Source organism: Panacibacter microcysteis (genome assembly GCF_015831355.1).
Classification (GTDB): domain Bacteria; phylum Bacteroidota; class Bacteroidia; order Chitinophagales; family Chitinophagaceae; genus Panacibacter; species Panacibacter microcysteis.
Window position 1 is genome coordinate 965,922 of the sequence record NZ_JADWYR010000001.1, and the last position, 17,630, is coordinate 983,551.

14 protein-coding genes are annotated in these 17,630 nt (G+C 42.4%); 5 read left to right on the top strand and 9 right to left on the bottom strand.

The genetic code is table 11. The features are described from left to right. Window positions 1-50: 50 nt before the first annotated feature. Entirely contained in the window at window positions 51-1,070 is a 1,020-nt protein-coding gene (locus I5907_RS03880; RefSeq protein WP_196989412.1) for a GntR family transcriptional regulator, read from the top strand. Between the two features lie 175 nt (window positions 1,071-1,245). Here I5907_RS03880 and I5907_RS03885 read toward each other — a convergent pair whose 3' ends face one another. The 5 genes from I5907_RS03885 to I5907_RS03905 all read right to left on the bottom strand — a co-directional run bounded on the left by I5907_RS03885 (window position 1,246) and on the right by I5907_RS03905 (window position 7,317). Next, window positions 1,246-4,356: an AsmA family protein gene (locus tag I5907_RS03885; RefSeq protein WP_196989413.1), complete on the bottom strand. Its 3,111-nt coding sequence runs from the start codon at window positions 4,354-4,356 to the stop codon at window positions 1,246-1,248. A gap of 24 nt (window positions 4,357-4,380) precedes the next feature. After that, complete coding sequence (locus I5907_RS03890) at window positions 4,381-4,812, bottom strand: hypothetical protein (RefSeq protein ID WP_196989414.1); 432 nt, start codon at window positions 4,810-4,812, stop codon at window positions 4,381-4,383. Window positions 4,813-5,016: 204 nt separating this feature from the next. Further along, entirely contained in the window at window positions 5,017-6,048 is a 1,032-nt protein-coding gene (gene pheS / locus I5907_RS03895) for a phenylalanine--tRNA ligase subunit alpha (protein ID WP_196989415.1), read from the bottom strand. Between the two features lie 218 nt (window positions 6,049-6,266). Continuing rightward, window positions 6,267-6,737, bottom strand: coding sequence for a GNAT family N-acetyltransferase (locus I5907_RS03900; protein WP_196989416.1), 471 nt, complete (start codon window positions 6,735-6,737; stop codon window positions 6,267-6,269). Then, window positions 6,730-7,317 (bottom strand): pseudouridine synthase, encoded by a 588-nt coding sequence (locus I5907_RS03905; RefSeq protein ID WP_196989417.1) that lies wholly within the window; start codon window positions 7,315-7,317, stop codon window positions 6,730-6,732. Before I5907_RS03905 ends, I5907_RS03900 begins: the two co-directional genes overlap by 8 nt. 530 nt (window positions 7,318-7,847) lie before the next feature. On the opposite strand from I5907_RS03905, the gene I5907_RS03910 reads away from it, so the two are divergent. Continuing rightward, the gene (locus I5907_RS03910) at window positions 7,848-8,792 is read left to right on the top strand and encodes a UDP-3-O-(3-hydroxymyristoyl)glucosamine N-acyltransferase (RefSeq protein ID WP_196989418.1); all 945 of its coding nucleotides are present in this window, start codon (window positions 7,848-7,850) and stop codon (window positions 8,790-8,792) included. 175 nt (window positions 8,793-8,967) lie between these two features. On the opposite strand, the gene I5907_RS03915 is transcribed toward I5907_RS03910, so the two are convergent. Next, window positions 8,968-9,963 carry an NAD-dependent epimerase/dehydratase family protein gene (locus tag I5907_RS03915; RefSeq protein ID WP_196989419.1) on the bottom strand — a complete coding sequence of 332 codons (996 nt, stop codon included), beginning with the start codon at window positions 9,961-9,963 and terminating at the stop codon, window positions 8,968-8,970. 12 nt (window positions 9,964-9,975) lie between these two features. Beyond that, window positions 9,976-10,833 carry a 3-hydroxyacyl-CoA dehydrogenase family protein gene (locus I5907_RS03920; RefSeq protein WP_196989420.1) on the bottom strand — a complete coding sequence of 286 codons (858 nt, stop codon included), beginning with the start codon at window positions 10,831-10,833 and terminating at the stop codon, window positions 9,976-9,978. Window positions 10,834-11,407: 574 nt separating this feature from the next. Between I5907_RS03920 and I5907_RS03925 the strand changes: the two genes are divergently transcribed. Then, window positions 11,408-12,364: an alpha/beta hydrolase gene (locus tag I5907_RS03925; RefSeq protein WP_196989421.1), complete on the top strand. Its 957-nt coding sequence runs from the start codon at window positions 11,408-11,410 to the stop codon at window positions 12,362-12,364. On the opposite strand, the gene I5907_RS03930 is transcribed toward I5907_RS03925, so the two are convergent. Next, a complete protein-coding gene (locus I5907_RS03930; protein WP_196989422.1) occupies window positions 12,365-12,889 on the bottom strand; it encodes a L,D-transpeptidase family protein in 525 nt (174 codons plus the stop codon). 284 nt (window positions 12,890-13,173) lie between these two features. After that, the gene (locus tag I5907_RS03935; protein WP_196989423.1) at window positions 13,174-14,154 is read right to left on the bottom strand and encodes a DUF1028 domain-containing protein; all 981 of its coding nucleotides are present in this window, start codon (window positions 14,152-14,154) and stop codon (window positions 13,174-13,176) included. Window positions 14,155-14,345: 191 nt separating this feature from the next. Between I5907_RS03935 and ku the strand changes: the two genes are divergently transcribed. Then, window positions 14,346-15,155 carry a non-homologous end joining protein Ku gene (ku, locus tag I5907_RS03940; protein WP_231401957.1) on the top strand — a complete coding sequence of 270 codons (810 nt, stop codon included), beginning with the start codon at window positions 14,346-14,348 and terminating at the stop codon, window positions 15,153-15,155. After that, window positions 15,152-17,581 carry a DNA ligase D gene (ligD, locus tag I5907_RS03945; protein ID WP_196989424.1) on the top strand — a complete coding sequence of 810 codons (2,430 nt, stop codon included), beginning with the start codon at window positions 15,152-15,154 and terminating at the stop codon, window positions 17,579-17,581. Before ku ends, ligD begins: the two co-directional genes overlap by 4 nt. The last annotated feature ends 49 nt before the right edge of the window (window positions 17,582-17,630 follow it).

The window sequence follows — 17,630 nt, forward strand, 5'->3', positions numbered from 1 at the left end:
TACCAGAAATTTATTCATGCTGACGGCATGTATATAAAACAAGCAAAGCCATGCAACAAATTTTTGATATCGATTGTGCCAGAAAAGTCCCCAAGTACCTGCAAATTATTAACTCAGTAAATAATTCGATAAAGCTGGGAAAGCTGAAAAAGGGCGATAAAATTTTATCGATCAATGAGCTAAGCAACGAGTTCTTCCTTTCGAGAGATACAGTGCAGAAGGCTTATGACGCACTGGAAGAAAAAGGTATAATATTACCTATACGTGGAAAAGGGTTTTATATCAACAGGACAGATGTGACCAACCAGTACAGGATACTGCTGGTGTTTAACAAAATCAGCAATTATAAAAAGCAAATTTATAATGCATTTGTTTCTGCGCTGGGCAGTAATGCCATTATTGATCTTAAAATTTTCCACTGCAATACGAAGATCTTTAAAGAGCTGATTGAGGAAAACCTGGGTGAATATGATTACTATGTAATAATGCCACATTTTTATGAGCAGGAGGCGGACGCATATAAGACCATCGCCATGATTCCAAAAGACCAGTTGCTGGTGCTGGATAAAGACTTGTGTGCATCAAGAGAAAAGTACATGGCGGTGTTCCAGGATTTTCAACACGATATTGAAGATGCACTGGAAAGCGGGCTCGACCTCTTTAGCAAGTATAGAAAATTATACCTTGTTTATCCTAAAACAGTTCCTTACCCTTATGAAATTGTAGTAGGGTTCAGAACATTTTGTATGCAATATAATTTTGCGTACAAAATTATACACGAGGTAACTGAACATACGCCCATTGAAAAAGGTGAAGCATTTGTAGTAATAGAAGAAACAGATCTTGTAAATGCCATTAAGATATGTAAAACGCAGGGTTTTGAAACAGGGCGTGATGTTGGGCTGGTATCTTATAATGAAACGCCCTTAAAGGCTATACTTGCAGATGGCATAACAGTGATTTCTACTGATCATGCAAAAATGGGTGAAACTGCTGCGAGGTTAATTTTGAACCGCAGCATCAACAAAATCAAAAATCCTTTTCACCTCATCAGGCGTAATTCGTTGTAAAGCAGTTGAAGTTCGAACCCTGGCGTGTACCCTTAAAACGGAACGCTACAGTTGCCATGTAAATGGAACGCTGAACCGAGCGTGGCAACAGGCGATGCCATGAAATACCACTGCCGGTTACCCAGCTATTAACGGGTAAAATAATTAACGGGTAATAGCACAACGCGAAAGCTTATTATTCTTCTGTGTCTGCCTCTTCCGTGGTCTCGGCTATCGTATCTGATTCCTTTGCCCGGCGCAACTTTACCTGTGGATTTTCCTGCGTACCAACTACCGTGAACGGAATACCGAAAATGCCAAAAGGCGGCAGGCCAAGGCGACCGGTAAGATTGAGTTGGCCATTGAAACTTACCTGCCCTTCGAACCGCGGACGGAAACCGAACACTTTCATTCTTGTGCGTTGCAACGTGATGATGTTATTATTGATGGTAGTTTTGATCTGCACTTTTTTGAGGTTGGGATTATTGACACTGTCCCGGCCTGTTGCCTTACTTACCGCACTGAAAAGCCTGAGGCCATTGACTTTTACATTTTCCAGCGATAGAACACCACTGCCCTTAAGTGAAGGATAAATGGGTTTCATATCAGCATTTAGTTTGCCACTTAATGTATAATCAAGAGAAATAATGCCCTGCGTATTTGCAGCGGATGAAGCAAGATCGCGAAAGAGTTTTACTTCTTTGTACGCACGTTTTACATCGAAGCTATCTGCCTTAATATGATAATTGAAGCCCGCTTTGCGTGGTGTAATACTTTCGTAAGCAGCATTCATTTCGACTGATGTGCCGATGATATTGAACGTGGTTTTATTGAGCGTGAGTGTGCCCTGATGAAGTGATACACCACCTTTGAAATTATTGATCGAAAGGCTGTCGTAACTGATCTGCCGGGCATTTGCATTGACTGTAATGTCCAGCTCTTTGGGAATCATTACAACGCCTGTGCTGTCGGTTGCCGGTGCAGTTGAATCTTTACCTGCAGGCGCAGCATAGGCCATAAATTCATTTACCAGGAAGTGATCTGTGAACAGACTGAAATTGCCTGTAAGCGGGGCATTGTTTTGCAATGCGTAATTGATATAGTTTGAGAGGTAGCCGTTTAACTCCACATTGGTGCTGCCATAATTTGCGTTGAACTGGTCGAACAATATTTTATCCTGGTTAAAATGAAACCTGCCGTTATTGATGATAAAAGGTTGGGGAAAATAATCTGATTGCAGGCGAATGTCTTTTACTGCCGCCGTGCCGGTATTGTGCAGTTTATTGTAACGGCCATTTGCTGCATCACTTTGTAAACCCTGTAATACGAAATCTGTTGTCAGTAGCCCTGTTACCGCCAGGCCATCCTGTGCAAATACACGGTAGATCTTTCCAACATCAAGCGTGCCTTTTGACGCAATGTTGTAACGGAGATCATCAAGGTTACTGAGATCGGCTTTTAATGTGAAAGGCTGGCCTTCGAACAGGAACGCGACAGGCTGAATGGTAAATTGCATATCGGCCAGTGTGCCTGCTCTATTCACAGCATCTGCCACTACGTTTATTTGCTCAATAGCATTTGGATAATACTTTGTTTTGAGCAACCCATCCTGCAGTTTAATACTTGCGCTGGTAACAGGAAAAGATTTTTTGGACGGATCGTATATACCTTTTGATACGATGTCTGCATACAGATTGCCGCGGAGATCCATACTGTCAAGCGGGTAGTATTGACGGACGTTCTGTAAATGCAGGAGTGCTTTCAGATCGGTATCGATATGTGTAAGACTATTGAGTTTAAAATACCCTTTTACATAATCACTAAGCATGGCAGCATTGAGCTGTTCCAGCGAGAGATTAATATGATGGTAGTCTTCATCGCTGCAATTTGCATTGAGGCTGAAACTGATGTTTTTGATTGCTTCGGGTAGCGCAGCATGTTTAAAGTAGCCATCCTTTAATGATGATTGTAATGTGAAAGAAGGTATGCCGGTGATAACCGTTTGCTGTTTTCTTACACCCGCTTGTATGGTTTTTGACTGGTAGCTGCCATCTGCAGTAAAGCTGAGATTGTATGTTCCTTTTATATCGAACGGTTGCAGGCCAAAAGCTTTGTCCAGTTTTTCCAGGTCGAGTGCTGCATTTATTTTGGCGTGTACAGTAGGCTTATAAAGGTTGTTGAGTTTTATAACAGCACTCAGATAGTCTTTATCAATATTGAAAAAAATGGAATCTATATTAACGTAAAGGCTGTCGGGGTTTAAAGATGGAAGTTTCGAATCAAAATTGAGGAACAGGTTGCTTACAGGAGAAGCTACATTTTGATGGCTGATAAAACCATCCCTGATGGTCATTTTAAAACCCAGGCCGGGCATGATGTTTTGTTCAGCTATATATTGGCCGGTGAGGTATGCTTCGATGTTTGTTTGTCCATCAGCTTTTGTCTGATCGAGCCAACCCATGTATGCAGGTGGCAATGCGGAAAATACATCGTGCAGGTTACCTTTCCTAGAATGCAGTTCAAAGTTCATGTTGTAGCCCTGCTGCAGGAATTCAAATTTTCCTATAAAATCTACGGGCAGTGCATTGAGCAGGAGGTCGTTTTTGGTAAACTCAAAAGCCAGTGAGTTGGTATTGATCTTTGTAACCAGATCTGCCCTGAGAGATTTTGAATTGATGTAATGACCAAAATTGTAATCGAAGTCAAATACTTTTATTTCAAGCTTCGATGAAAGGTCGAATATTGCCTTACTTAAATCTCCTTTGCCTACATAGTTAAGATCTTGCGCGGTGATAAGCATGGGTATGGAGAGATCATCATAGGCAAGGTTACTGTTATCAACCTGTATGCGCTCAATCTTTAAAGAAGTACCGGAGCTATCTGCAGCGGTATTGGCAGCACTATCTGTTTTGTAAATGTTGTAGTTGGCTGCGCCATGCTCGTCAACTTTGATAAAGATATTTGCCTGGGTAAGATAGATCTCGTCTATACTTATTTTATCTGAAAACAAGGTGGAGAGATCGATGCCGAAAGCCAGTTCCCGGGATTTTAACAACGTGTCTTTTGCATAAGGCGCGGAGCCCATTAATGATACATCGTGCAGGGTGAGTGTTAATGAAGGAAAATGGTTAAAGAATGAAAGCCGTGCTTTAGAAAAATTCAGCTCTGTTGTAATGGCATTATTGGTCCATTGCTTTATTTTATCTGCCACAAAACCGGGAAACAGTAAAGGCAATAAAAACAACAGCAACAATATTCCGGCAATAGTAATACCGGTTATTCTGAAGGCTTTCTTTACAATTTTCATGTACTACATTATGCTTAATCCAAACTATTTTCTCTGAGAATCTTTCCAGCGTTGTACTTCTTTTGCATTGCCAAGTGCATAAATAAGCAGTGTAATGGCAATCACCTTTGCAATAACGCCCTGGATAATTGTAGCGGGTTGCATTATGGCCGATGCAGTAAGAAGCAATATGTAAAAAATTAATGCGGCAAGAATAGACCAATATGGTTTATAGCTTGTCCACCAGGCAAAAAAGGCAAACACAAATGCAACTGCCAGTGTACTGGCAATGGTAATGGTTCTTACCGGCTCTTGCATATCGCCAGGCATAAACAAAGGCAGTAACTGCAAACCGGCTATAAGAAAGAGAATGATCTTTGCATTTCTTACCGGTTTATCATAGCCTTCCATTGAGTTGGGGTCGTAATCATCCTGCAGTTGTTCTGTTGGTTGTTCGGGGTTTTGATTGGGTTCCATGTTCGTTTTTGTTTCAAATAAAATTAGGGCAATTACACTATCATCATTTTTAAATAAACATAAAAAAGCAACAGCCGTTAAACTGTTGCCTGAAGATTTGGATGCTGATTGTAACCGGGCGTGATGCACAATGTGTTGTTAGTACAAGAGTGCGACGCAAGCGGTGATGCCATGAAATACCAATGCCGGGCTCATTACTGCCTTTTATACTGCACTGGTAAACTGCTTTAAAAAACGTACGTCGTTCTGGGAATATAAACGCAGATCATTTACCCGGTACTTCAACTGGCAAATGCGTTCTACGCCCATACCAAAAGCAAAGCCGGTATATTTATTAGCATCAATATTAAAGTTTTCGAGCACTTTAGGATGCACCATGCCACTGCCCAATATTTCTACCCAACCGGTATGTTTGCATACATTGCAACCATCGCCGCCACAAATCAAACAGCTGATGTCCATTTCTGCACTTGGCTCGGTAAAAGGAAAATACGAAGGGCGAAAACGCACTTTTACATCTTTGCCAAACATCTCCTGCACAAAGAAATACAGGGTTTGTTTTAAATCTGCAAAGCTTACATTTTCGTCTATATACAAACCTTCTACCTGGTGAAAGAAACAATGTGCCCTTGCGCTGATTGTTTCGTTGCGATATACGCGGCCCGGGCAGATAACACGTATTGGTGGTTTTTGTTTTTCCATTACCCGTGCCTGCACGCTGCTTGTATGTGTACGCAACAGCCACGCAGGGTTTTGGTTGATATAAAATGTATCCTGCATATCCCGTGCAGGGTGGTCTTCGGGCAGGTTCATGGCGCCAAAGTTGTGCCAGTCATCTTCAATTTCGGGGCCTTCTGCCACTGCAAAACCAAGCCGTTTAAAAATAGAAACGATCTCGTTGCGCACAATGGTTAGCGGGTGTCTTGTACCTACGGGAAACGAATCGCCGGGTAATGACCAGTCGATCTCTTTTGCTGCGGTCTGTGCACCACCTGTTGTTGACAGTTTGAGGGCTTCGTATTTCTCTTCTGTAAAAAGCTTGAAATCATTCAGCAGCTGGCCAAACTGTTTTTTCTGATCGTTGGGCACATTTTTCATTTCACCCATTATAGCTTTTACAATGCCTTTTGTGCCGAGATATTTTATGCGAAATGCTTCAGTAGCTTCTGCATCTGCAGCTTCGTAAACGGTTATTTCTTTTTTATAATTTTCGATCTGTTGCAACAATGCTTCCATGGTGCGAAGATAAAGAAGAGTTTGAAGTTTGTAACCCGGTAGTTTAAGAAGGAAAGTTTGTGTACGTGGCTGCAGTGCTGCTATTAAGCTTTGGTTGTGTCACTCACTTGTACGGCTGGAATATGCATCAGCATTCCCGGCCCGAGCACCTTACGGATAAACATAACTTTTCCGGGTGCAGCAGCAAGTAACAGCATAATGATTTACAGAATACGGCATCATACGTTTGTTGCCTGCTTTGTATAAACACCAGGGTTGTGTTTTTGCATAAAGCGCTCCGCTATTTCAGGTGTAAATCTTGTCCAGCCAAACTGCTCATACAAACCATGCGCATCTCTTGTACCAAGCAGCCATCTTCTCAGCGTTTGCAGCCCGGGGTGTGCGTGAATAACCTGCATTAACCATTTGCTTAGTCCTTTGCCGCGGTAAGCTTCCAGCACAAACACATCTGCCAGGTAAGCAAAGGTTGCTTTATCTGTAACCAGCCTTGCAAAACCAATCTGTGCCGCACCTTTGTATAAACCAAAGCACAAAGAATTGGCAACAGACTTTTCAACAACGTCTTTTGTAATGCCCTGTGCCCAGTAAGATTCGTAAGCTATGTAATTGTACACTGTGTCAATATCCAGTTTCGACTGGTCTGTACTAATACAGTAATCATCTTTTGTTACTTCGTAATGCTCATTCATGAAACAACTTTTTATAAATGGTCTTTTGAGGTAGTTCGATCATTTTACCGGGCTCAAGATTGCCAAGCGTTATCCCTTCAATGCTTTCTCTTATTAATCGCAATGTAGGAAAGCCAACTTTGGCAGTCATGCGTCTTACCTGCCTGTTCTTTCCTTCTGTAAGCGTGATCTTTATCCATGGTGCAGGAATTGCTTTCCTGAAACGTACCGGTGGGTTTCTTGGCGGAACATCCGGTACATGCATCAGCAAAGATGCTTTGCATGGTTTTGTTTTATACAGCTTACCATTTACATTAATCTCCACACCTTGCTGCAGTTGTTGAATGGCCTGTGTTGTAATGGCGCCGTCTACCTGCACCAGGTAAGTGCGTTCATGCGCAAACGAAGGATCAAGCAAACGATGATTGAGTTGCACATCGTTGGTAAGTATCAGCATGCCTTCACTGTCTTCATCTAACCTGCCAACAGGGTATACATTTTTGGGTACGTTGAAGTAATCGGCAAGTGTTTGCTTGCCCAACTGAGAAGTGAACTGCGACAGAACGAGGTAAGGTTTGTATATGATAAAGTAACGATGCATTTCAGTAAAACAAAAATCCCGCCGAGGCGGGATTCTGTATATGGATGGGTTAGTAAGTAATGGGAAATCAAATTCCCAACACAATATTATAAATTGTTTTTTCTAACGCAAAAAATTTTTCAAACAATTTTATTAACATTTTTTCTTGCAGTGTGAATTGCGAAGCGATAAAACAAAGAAAGGTTAATTGTTTGCTGCAACTATTACTGCTATGTAATGGCATGTATAAATAATGCATCTGCTGAAACACTGATGAATAAAGCGTTTCAACAGATGCTACTGATCACACACATCTTCACACGCTGCATTTTCATTTTGATTTCGTGGTTATGCACATGTTATCTCCATTTGTTGTGGTACACAAAATTATTTCAGCATAAACGCGTTCTTACAACAACCGTTACTAACCAACACACTATAAACTGCGTTGCACAGCAACATTGTTGTACAGGTATTGCACATTGCCTGCATGCATGATTAACACATTATGTAAAGCAAATCACTTTTACATTTGCACAAACTTTAGTGTTATGAAATTTCCGGGAGCAGTTACCGTAGCATGGATAGCCGAACTGATACATGCTGAAACAATTGGAGATACATCATTACCTGTTTATGGCATCAACGAAATACATAAAGTAGAAGCAGGTGATCTTTGCTTTGTCGATCACCCCAAGTATTATGACAAATGCCTGAGCAGTGCTGCAACACATATCATCATCAACACAAAAGAAGTAAACGTACCACACGGCAAAACATTGCTGGTGGTTGCAGAACCTTTTGAAGCATACTTAACGATCGTTAATCATTTCAGGCCATTCACACCTGCCACAAAGCCTGTGAGCGATACTGCAGTAACAGGAACCAATACCGTTATTATGCCCAATGTATTTATCGGGAAAGATGTGAAGATTGGTAATAACTGTATTATTCATCCCAACGTATCAATCATGGACTATACAGAGATTGGTAATAATGTAGTGATACAGGCAGGAACTGTTATAGGCAGTGACGCTTTTTATTACAACACCAAAAAGAACAGGGATGTATGGTACAGGCGCATGCAAAGCTGTGGCAACGTTATAATAGAAGACGATGTGGAGATAGGCGCCGGCTGCACAATAGACCGTGGTGTAACTGCATCTACACGTATTGGTGCAGGCACCAAAATAGATAACATGGTGCATATAGGCCACGACACCAGTATTGGCAGGAACTGTTTGTTTGCTGCGCAGGTGGGCATAGCAGGCGCATGTGTAATAGAAGACGGTGTTACGCTCTGGGGCCAGGTTGGTGTAAGCAAAACATTAACCATTGGTGCCAATGCTACCGTGCTTGCACAAAGTGGTATACCATCTACTGTGGCCGGCAATAAAATTTATTTTGGTACACCCGCCGAAGATGCAATGCTAAAGAAGAAAGAAATTGTATGGATCAAACGCATACCCGAATTATGGAAGAAAATAATGGAGTAGCATAATCAGCCTTTGTAAAACATTCCTGCGTACTTACACCCGCAGCCTGCAGTTGCATAGAAAACTAACAGTACAAGAGTGCGACGCAACGATGTTGAACAGCGCTATAATGCCGGGTTCATAAAATGTATTGTGGCTGTTTGGTGTTGCTATAAAGATATGATACTGCCGTGCACTAAGGAAGGTTATACATTTTCCTGAATCCTTTACAAATAGCTGTTACTGTGTCCGGCAGGCCGGTGTATTGAAAGGCAGGGAGAAACCTGAGCAGTTTGCTGTTATCGAAATACACTTTGGCCTGTGCAGTTACGGCGGTTTCTTTTGTTACAAGTGGTTTACTGCCGGTAAAGAACGATTTGAATTTTTCGAGCCGCCATACCACCGCTGCAATAAATGGGGTAACTTTTTTATGCGGTTGCTTTTTACCAAATGCATTTGCTATCAGGTTAAAGAGGTGTTGATAGGTTGTATTCTCACCACTTACAATAAAACGTTCGCCACTTATATCGCTCTCCATGAGCATGATCATTGCTTTCGCAACATCTGCGGCATCTACAAACCCTGTAACACCATCTGTGTACCAAGGAAACTCGTTGTATACACTTTTAAAAATAGCCGATGAACTGTTGTTCCAATCTGCCACACCCAGGATAATGGTAGGGTTCACCACCACAGCGCGCAGGCCTTCACCCACACCGCGCCACACTTCCATCTCGGCCAGGTATTTGGATTTGCCATACTCACTGTTGCTGGTTTCGGGTGTCCATTTCATTTTCTCGGTAACAGGCTCATTTACTCTTATACGGCCAAGCGCAGCCACAGAACTTACATGCAGTAATTTTTGAACACCCGTGTTTAGGCAGGCATTTACCACGTTGGCAGTGCCTTCTACATTGGTAATATGCAGTTGTTGTTTTTCTTTGGGGTCGAATGATACAATAGCAGCGCAGTGGTAAACTTCCTGTACACCGGTCATGGCTTCTTCAAGAGCAACAATATCCAGTATATCTCCTTTCACCCACTGCACTTTATCTGCACCGTCGAATGCCGGTATATGGCTCCTGTATAAAGCTTTTACTGTTTTGTTTTGCGCTACCAGTTGCTTTACCACATACGAACCAAGCAGCCCGCTTGCACCGGTAACCAGAATATGTTGCAGGGAATTATTCATGCAGCTTTTAAATCAATAATGATAAAATCCTTTGCCGGATTTTTTACCGAGTTCTCCTTTCTCTACCTTTTCTTTTTGCAATGCAGACGGTTGCAGTCTTTCCGGCTTGTCCAGTGCATTCCATACAATATTGCTTACAGCATAATTTACATCCATTCCAATAAGATCCATCAGTTTAAAGGGGCCCATCTTAAAGCCCGTTGCCTCCATAATGGTATCTATGGTTTCAATATCTGCAAGCCCTTTTTCCACCAGCAACATCGCTTCCAGGTAGTAATGTCTTGCCACCCGGTTTACAATAAAGCCGGGCGCATCTTTACATACTACCGGTACTTTCCCCATTTGTTTTGCCAGCGCAACAAGTGTGTCAGTAACTGCTGGTGCGGTACTGGATGTATACACCACTTCCACCAGCTTCATCAGTTGCGCAGGATTAAAAAAATGCATACCGGCAAATTGCGCATCAATAGCCGTGGCAGTGGCGAGCGTTGAAACAGAAATAGAAGATGTATTGGTAGCAAAAATTGTTGCAGGGCTGTTTATGGCAGCAAGTTTTTTAAACAGCGTTGTTTTGGCAGCTTCATCTTCAACAATGGCTTCAATTATCACATCTGCAATACACGCCTCAACAGATGCTGTAAAATGTATGTTTGCCAGTGCAGCCGTTTTTGCAGCTTCAGTTAATTTGCCTTTTTCTGCAAGCTTATTAAGCGATGCGAGGATCTGCTGCCTGCTTTTTTCCAGCATGGCTGTATTCAGGTCGAACTGAATGGTGTTGAAGCCCGCCTGTGCCGCCACCTGGGCAATGCCGCTGCCCATGGTACCTGCACCACATACACAAATGGTTTTGATGTTTATTGTTTCCGGCATTTTGCAAACATAAACAATGTATGGCTGACTATTGCGCCGTTACCGGTTGAAGCGGCATTTTTATGAGCCCTGCAGTTGTACAGTTAGCAGCTGTTGTTGCGTCGCACTCTTGTGCAGCATAACAGTATGCAGCTGCAGCGATCAGTGAACGGGGGTCGTGAATGTGAATGGCGAATGGTGAGATGTGAAACGTAAATGGCAAACGTAAGATGATTTTTGTTTAATCAATTTGATTGCTATTCCGCATGGTACTGATGCAACTACTATTGCTGAAGCCAATGTAGCACAAAGCCTAATCAGGGCGAAAGCAAGAAAAGGGCTGCAATCGACAAAGGAGATTAGCGAAGACCTCAACTGCTAAAATGCACTGAGCAATTTTTTCGGGCCCTACTTTTTGTTTTCTTTTGTTCAAGAGAAATATAAGAAGCAAACATCGTGGAAACAAAGCGGTTTTTTGCCCCGGTGCAAAATATGTTCATTACAACACGCAGCTCCCCGGATCATAATTGCTGACCCCTAATAAAAACTTCACTGTCTTTTCTTTCCTTTTTATCTTTAAACCCAAACTCCTTGCATGAGAAAGCTCATTAAAAAACTACTTTATTTTATACTATGCCTCTTCTTGTTCTTCAACGTCATTTGCGCCGTACAGGCCTATCATTTTACAAGATTTGTTGATCAGGCAACGCGGCCCAACTACCAGCAAATGGGTTTTATAGAAAAAGCCAATGCAACGTTGTTTGGGCTACCTGTACCAAAAAGCACAGTCGTCGATTCTTTGAACATTCCACACCAGGCTACAAAAATAAAAACATCAGACGGGCTGCTGCTTGCAGCATGGACCACGCTGGACAACAAAGATGCACTTACCAAAAAAGGTACGGTCATTTTATTCCATGGCCATGGCAGTTGCCGCAGTGGTTTAATACGGGAAGCCACTGCCTTTTATAACCTCGGCTGGAACATTATTGCTGTTGATTTCAGGAACCACGGGCAAAGTGAAGGAACAACCTGCAGCGTGGGTATCAACGAAGCCCAAGATGTAAAGGCTGCATATGATTATGCCATCAAAAAAGGCGTTCGAAATATTGTGCTGTTTGGGGCTTCTATGGGCGCTGCCACCATTACCAAAGCCATTTACGATTACCCGGATATGCATGCGTCAAAACTAATTCTCGAGATGCCTTTTGCATCTATGCGCGAAGCATCAGAAGGTTTTGTACGGGTAATGAATTTGCCGGGCGAACCGCTGGGCGTTTTTCTTACATTATGGGGCGGCATCAACCTGGGCGGTATATGGGCATTTTCAAACAAACCTGCTGAATATGCCAGGGATATTACCTGCCCAACACTATTGCAGTGGGGCGCGAAAGACTTTCGCGTAAAAAGAAGCGAGACAGAAACTATTTACAACCACATTTCGGCAACACACAAGAAAATGGTTGTTTATGAACAATCAGGCCATGAGAGCCTTTGTAAGAAAGAAACAGCGAAATGGATGGAAAATGTAACTGCTTTTCTGAATAACTGATCAACGTTTTATGACCACTTTGGTACCAACCGGTATCAGGCTATACAGTTCTTCTACGTCGGGGTTTTTCATGCTTATACAGCCTTGCGTCCAGTTATCGTAGCGGTCAATGGCATAATCTTCTCTCGGCCATGTGCCGTGTATTCCTATACCGCCGCCAATAGATGCATTTTTAGGAATAACGCCTCTTTGTTTGCGGGCATTGAATTTTTCAACACTTTCTTTTGTCGGGTAATCAAGCATCAGGAAACGATCCCACTTTTCATGTACACGTTTGCTGATGATGGTAAAATTTCCTTCCGGTGTTTTACGGTCGCCCTCTTTCATTTTATCTCCCAGGTCTTTACTGCCAAACACTACGGGGTATGTCGCGTACCAGCCTTCATCATCGTACAGGCTAAGTTCATATTTACTTTTTTCTACCACGATCAGGTATGTTCCTTTCGCAAGAATGTGCGTGTCGTGAAAAGAAGTACAAAGCAGTATTGCAGAAAGCGTAGTTAAGATCAGCGCAAAACGTTTCATTGCATTAGTAAATTCTGGTAATAGTAATGTGAGCATGTAAAGTTTAATGCAACAGGATGTTTTCGTTATAACGCAAAATCTGTTCCCTCATTTCGAAGGGTTAATAAAAATTTAGTTAAGAGATTTTTATACACAAACAACAATGGTGGGCCCGGCACCTGTACAGGTGGCATCGCCTGTTGCGTCGCACTCTTGTACATACTGTACTTTGCCGGGCAAACGCGAAGATTGCAAAGCAGTTTTATACACAAATTGCCAGAATACTGCGCGTAAAAAGTAAAAGTTTACTGGGCAAGTATTTGCTTTAGTGCATCACCGGTAACGGTAAGCAGTTTTACAGCCGGCAATCTTTTGGTAAGTTCTTTCCAGTTTTTATCTGCAGCAAATATTTTCTTTAGCATTGGTAATGCTTCTTCCAGCCGTTTATTATTGGCCAGTGTAATTGCCGTCCAATATTGCATTTCCAGGTTTTCGGGAAACATTTTCATGGCGGCATTGTATTCGTTCATTGCCTTTTCCATGTCGTTTTTCTCCGTTGCAAGATCGCCGTTATTCATGTGCTGGTAAGCCACGTATAAATTATACAACCTTCTCAGTTCTTTCAGCGGTTGTGGATTGTCATCTACCCTTACATCAATGAGCTTATCGTTCCATGCATCTGCAGCGGTACCATTCACAACAATCAATGCTGCTGATTGCATACCGCGGATGTCGCCACCTGCAGTTTGCGCAGCATCAAGCGCAGCCAGCACTCGTTCTGCAAGTGGTTTTGTGTGAGATGCCTTAAAAGCGGCGGCCATACTTTCACAAACCGTTTTACCCAGCATCATATTGCTTTGTACGCTAAAGTTGGCGCCTTTGATGTCTGAAGCATACTGAATACAGTTTTTACCGGTATGTGCGGCCACATTGCCTTTGTTGTCAATAAAAGCAACCTGTCTCACTTCTCTTGCTTCGTCAGCTTTCAGCAGGCTATCAAGCGCCTGTTGGGCAGTAAGACCGCTTTTCATTAATGCCAGTCCTTTGGGCCCATAAGATTTATCGATAAAAGATTGCGTGGCCACTACCCCGGTGCCTGATTCGCCCCACGCTACAGAAGTACCTACACTAAACCAGTGGCTTTGTACACCCACAGCCATTTCGCCGGTTGCACTGTCTCTTGCCACAATAGAAAAAGTATGAACAAGCGGCCCCGATGATTTGTAAACCTGCGCCTGTAAAGCAGTAATGCCTGAACAGGCAGTTAATAACAGCAACACTCTCATGCAAATTAGTTTTAGGTGAATATACATGAAAGCTAAAAGCAGTAAAAACTACGGCTGCATACAGCATGAAATATTTTTTATGGCAGCCAGACTGTAACCGTGCTGCACAAAGAACAAGGCTCACAAGAGTGCGACGCAACAAAAGCCTCATACCTGTTTTACAGCCGGGTACATAAAAAATTTCATTTGGCATGTTTTTATTACCTTTTATAGAAACGAATTACATGAAAGCTATCTGGACAGGCTCAATTGGTTTTGGGCTGGTAAATATTCCTGTAAAAATGTACAGCGCTGTGGAAGAAAGTACACTTGATCTTGATATGCTTGATAAAAACGGGCATGCAAACATCAAATTCAAACGTGTAAATGAAAACACAGGAAAGGAAGTGGCATGGGAAAATATTGTGAAAGGATATATGCTGAATGACAAATATGTAATTCTTGATGATAAAGATTTTGAAAAGGCTGCGCCGGAAAAGAGTGATCACATTGAGATCATACAATTTGTAGATGAAAAGGAAATTGACAGCACTTATTTTGAAGCGCCATATTACCTGGAACCGCAAAAAACGGGCACGAGGGCATATGCATTGCTGCGCGACGCGCTAAAGAAGACAACAAAAGCAGGTGTAGGCAGTTTTGTAATGCGCAACCGCGAGCATGTTTGTATCATTAAAACAATTGGCGATGTTATGGTGCTCAACCGCATCAGGTTTCCGCAGGAAATACGTAAAACAGATGATCTTAAAATACCAGCTACGAAAAGTAAACCTGCAGAAATAAAAATGGCAGTTTCGCTGATAGACCAGCTTACGCAAACTTTTGATCCGTCTCAGTTTAAAGATGAATACACAGACAAACTGCTGAAAGTAATTCGTGCCAAAGCAAAGGGCAAAGCAGTGGCTTACAAACCAATGAAAGTGGTACACAGCAATACCAAAGACCTGATGGAACAACTAAAAGCCAGCCTGTCGGGCTCTTCTAAAAAGAAAGCATCATGAGTTTAACCGCCTACAACAAAAAACGGGACTTTAAGCAAACCAAAGAACCGAAAGGCACCGTTGATACAGCAAAACAATTGCGGTTTGTAGTGCAAAGACACGAAGCAACGCGTTTGCATTACGATTTCAGGCTGGAACTTGGCGGTGTATTGAAAAGCTGGGCAGTTCCCAAGGGCCCTTCGTTAAACCCATCTCAAAAACGGCTGGCGGTAATGGTAGAAGATCACCCGGTTGATTACATTGGTTTTAAAGGCACCATACCGGAAGGAAATTACGGGGCAGGTAAAGTAGCAATCTGGGATAAAGGAACTTTTGTGCCGGTAGATGCAAAACACGCACCAATTACTGAAAAGAAGGCGCTTGCCGCCATTAGAAATGGAGAGATAAAATTTGCTTTGAAAGGCAAAAAATTACAGGGGGAATTTGTGCTGGTACGCTTAAAGGATGATGACAAAAACTGGCTGCTTATTAAACACAAAGACGATCATGCAGTACATAAACTGTATGATGCCGAGGATGAAAAAGATGGTGTAATACCAAAGAAAACAGTGGCCTCGATAAGACACGGCAAGGCAAAAAAATTGACAAAGTTTATAAAGCCAATGCTGGCCTCCATTGCAAAGACCGCTTTTGATGATAAGGACTGGATCTTTGAAGTAAAGTGGGATGGCTACCGAGCTGTAACCGAAATAAAAAAAGGCAAGATCAGTTTTTACTCGCGTAATGGCATTGACTTTTCGGCACGTTTTCCTGCTTTGGTAAAGGAGTTATCGAAAATAAAACATGATGTAGTGCTGGACGGTGAAATTGTATTGATGAATGACAAAAACCTTCCGGATTTTCAAAAGCTGCAGCATTACGAAAACCACCTGAATTACCCGCTGCTTTACTACGTGTTTGATATACTTGAGTTGGATGGTAAGGCTACTACTTCATTAGCACTTACAGACAGGAAAGCACTGGTAAAAAAATTATTGAAAAACAACAAAGTCGTCCGCTATTGTGACCACGTGGAGGAAGATGGCATTTCTTTTTTTGCTACGGCTAAAGCGCAGGGGCTGGAAGGTATCATTGCAAAGAAAAAAGACAGCACATATGCAAAAGGCGTTCGCAGCAAAGAATGGGTTAAGATCAAAAACATACAGAGTACAGAGTCTGTTATTGTGGGGTACACTGCACCCAAAGGTGGCAGGCACCATTTTGGCTCACTGATTCTTGCCAACAAAAAAGGCAAAAGCTGGCAATACCGCGGCCATGTCGGCACAGGTTTTAACGACGACCTGCTTGCTTCTCTGAAAAAGCTGATGGGGCCGCTGGAAACCGACTCATCTCCCTTTATGGAAAAAGTACCGGTGAATGGCAAAACAACCTGGCTAAAGCCAACACTTGTTGCCGACATTGCCTACACAGAAATTACGAGAGACGGGATATTCAGACACCCTGTATTTTTACGATTAAGAGACGAAAAGAAAATTTCAGCAATGAATGATGAATCTGAGAAAGCAATCGATCCCGTGGAAAAGAACAGGACAATAAAGATCGGCAGGGATGAAGTGCTCATTACCAACCAGCATAAGATTTTCTGGCCGGATGAAGGATACACCAAAGGCGATGTGGTAAACTATTATGACAGCGTGGCAAAATATATTTTACCCCACTTAAAGAACAGGCCGTTATCTTTAAAACGAAACCCCAATGGTATAAGGGACGCAGGATTTTTCCACAAGGATGCCGGTGAAAATGCACCGTCTTATGCATCAGTTTTTCCGGTACACAGTGAAAGCAGTAATAAAACAGTTGATTATATAGTTTGCAATAATAAAGCTACCTTACTTTACCTCGCCAACCTTGGTTGTATTGAGATCAATCCGTGGAATAGCACTGTTGGGAAACCTGATCATCCCACATGGATGGTGATAGACATTGACCCTTCCGACAAAAATGATTTTAAACAGGTGGTAGATGTAGCTTTAATGACGAAGGAAATCCTGGACAAGGCAAAGATTACCTGCTTTTGCAAAACATCAGGTGCATCTGGCTTACATGTATATGCACCTTTGAAAAACAAATACGACTATAATACGGTTAAAGATTTTGCCCATATAATCGCTACACTTGTGAATGAACAATTGCCGGAATTTACCTCGCTGGAACGTTCACTCAGTAAACGCGGACCAAACATTTATATGGATTACCTGCAAAACCGCAGCGGCCAAACGCTGGCTGCTGTATACAGCCTTCGCCCGGTTGAAGGCGCCAGTGCTTCCACTGCACTGGAGTGGGAAGAGGTAAACCATAGCCTTCATCCGTCACAATTCAATATCCAGACGCTACCACAAAGGCTGGAGAAGAAACATGATCTCTTTAATAAAATGCTTACCACAGGCAACAATATTGAAAAGGCTATAAAGCTGCTCAATGTGTAAGAAAGAGCGATTGTGTACCGCATCGTATAACAGTTATGTGTATTGATCA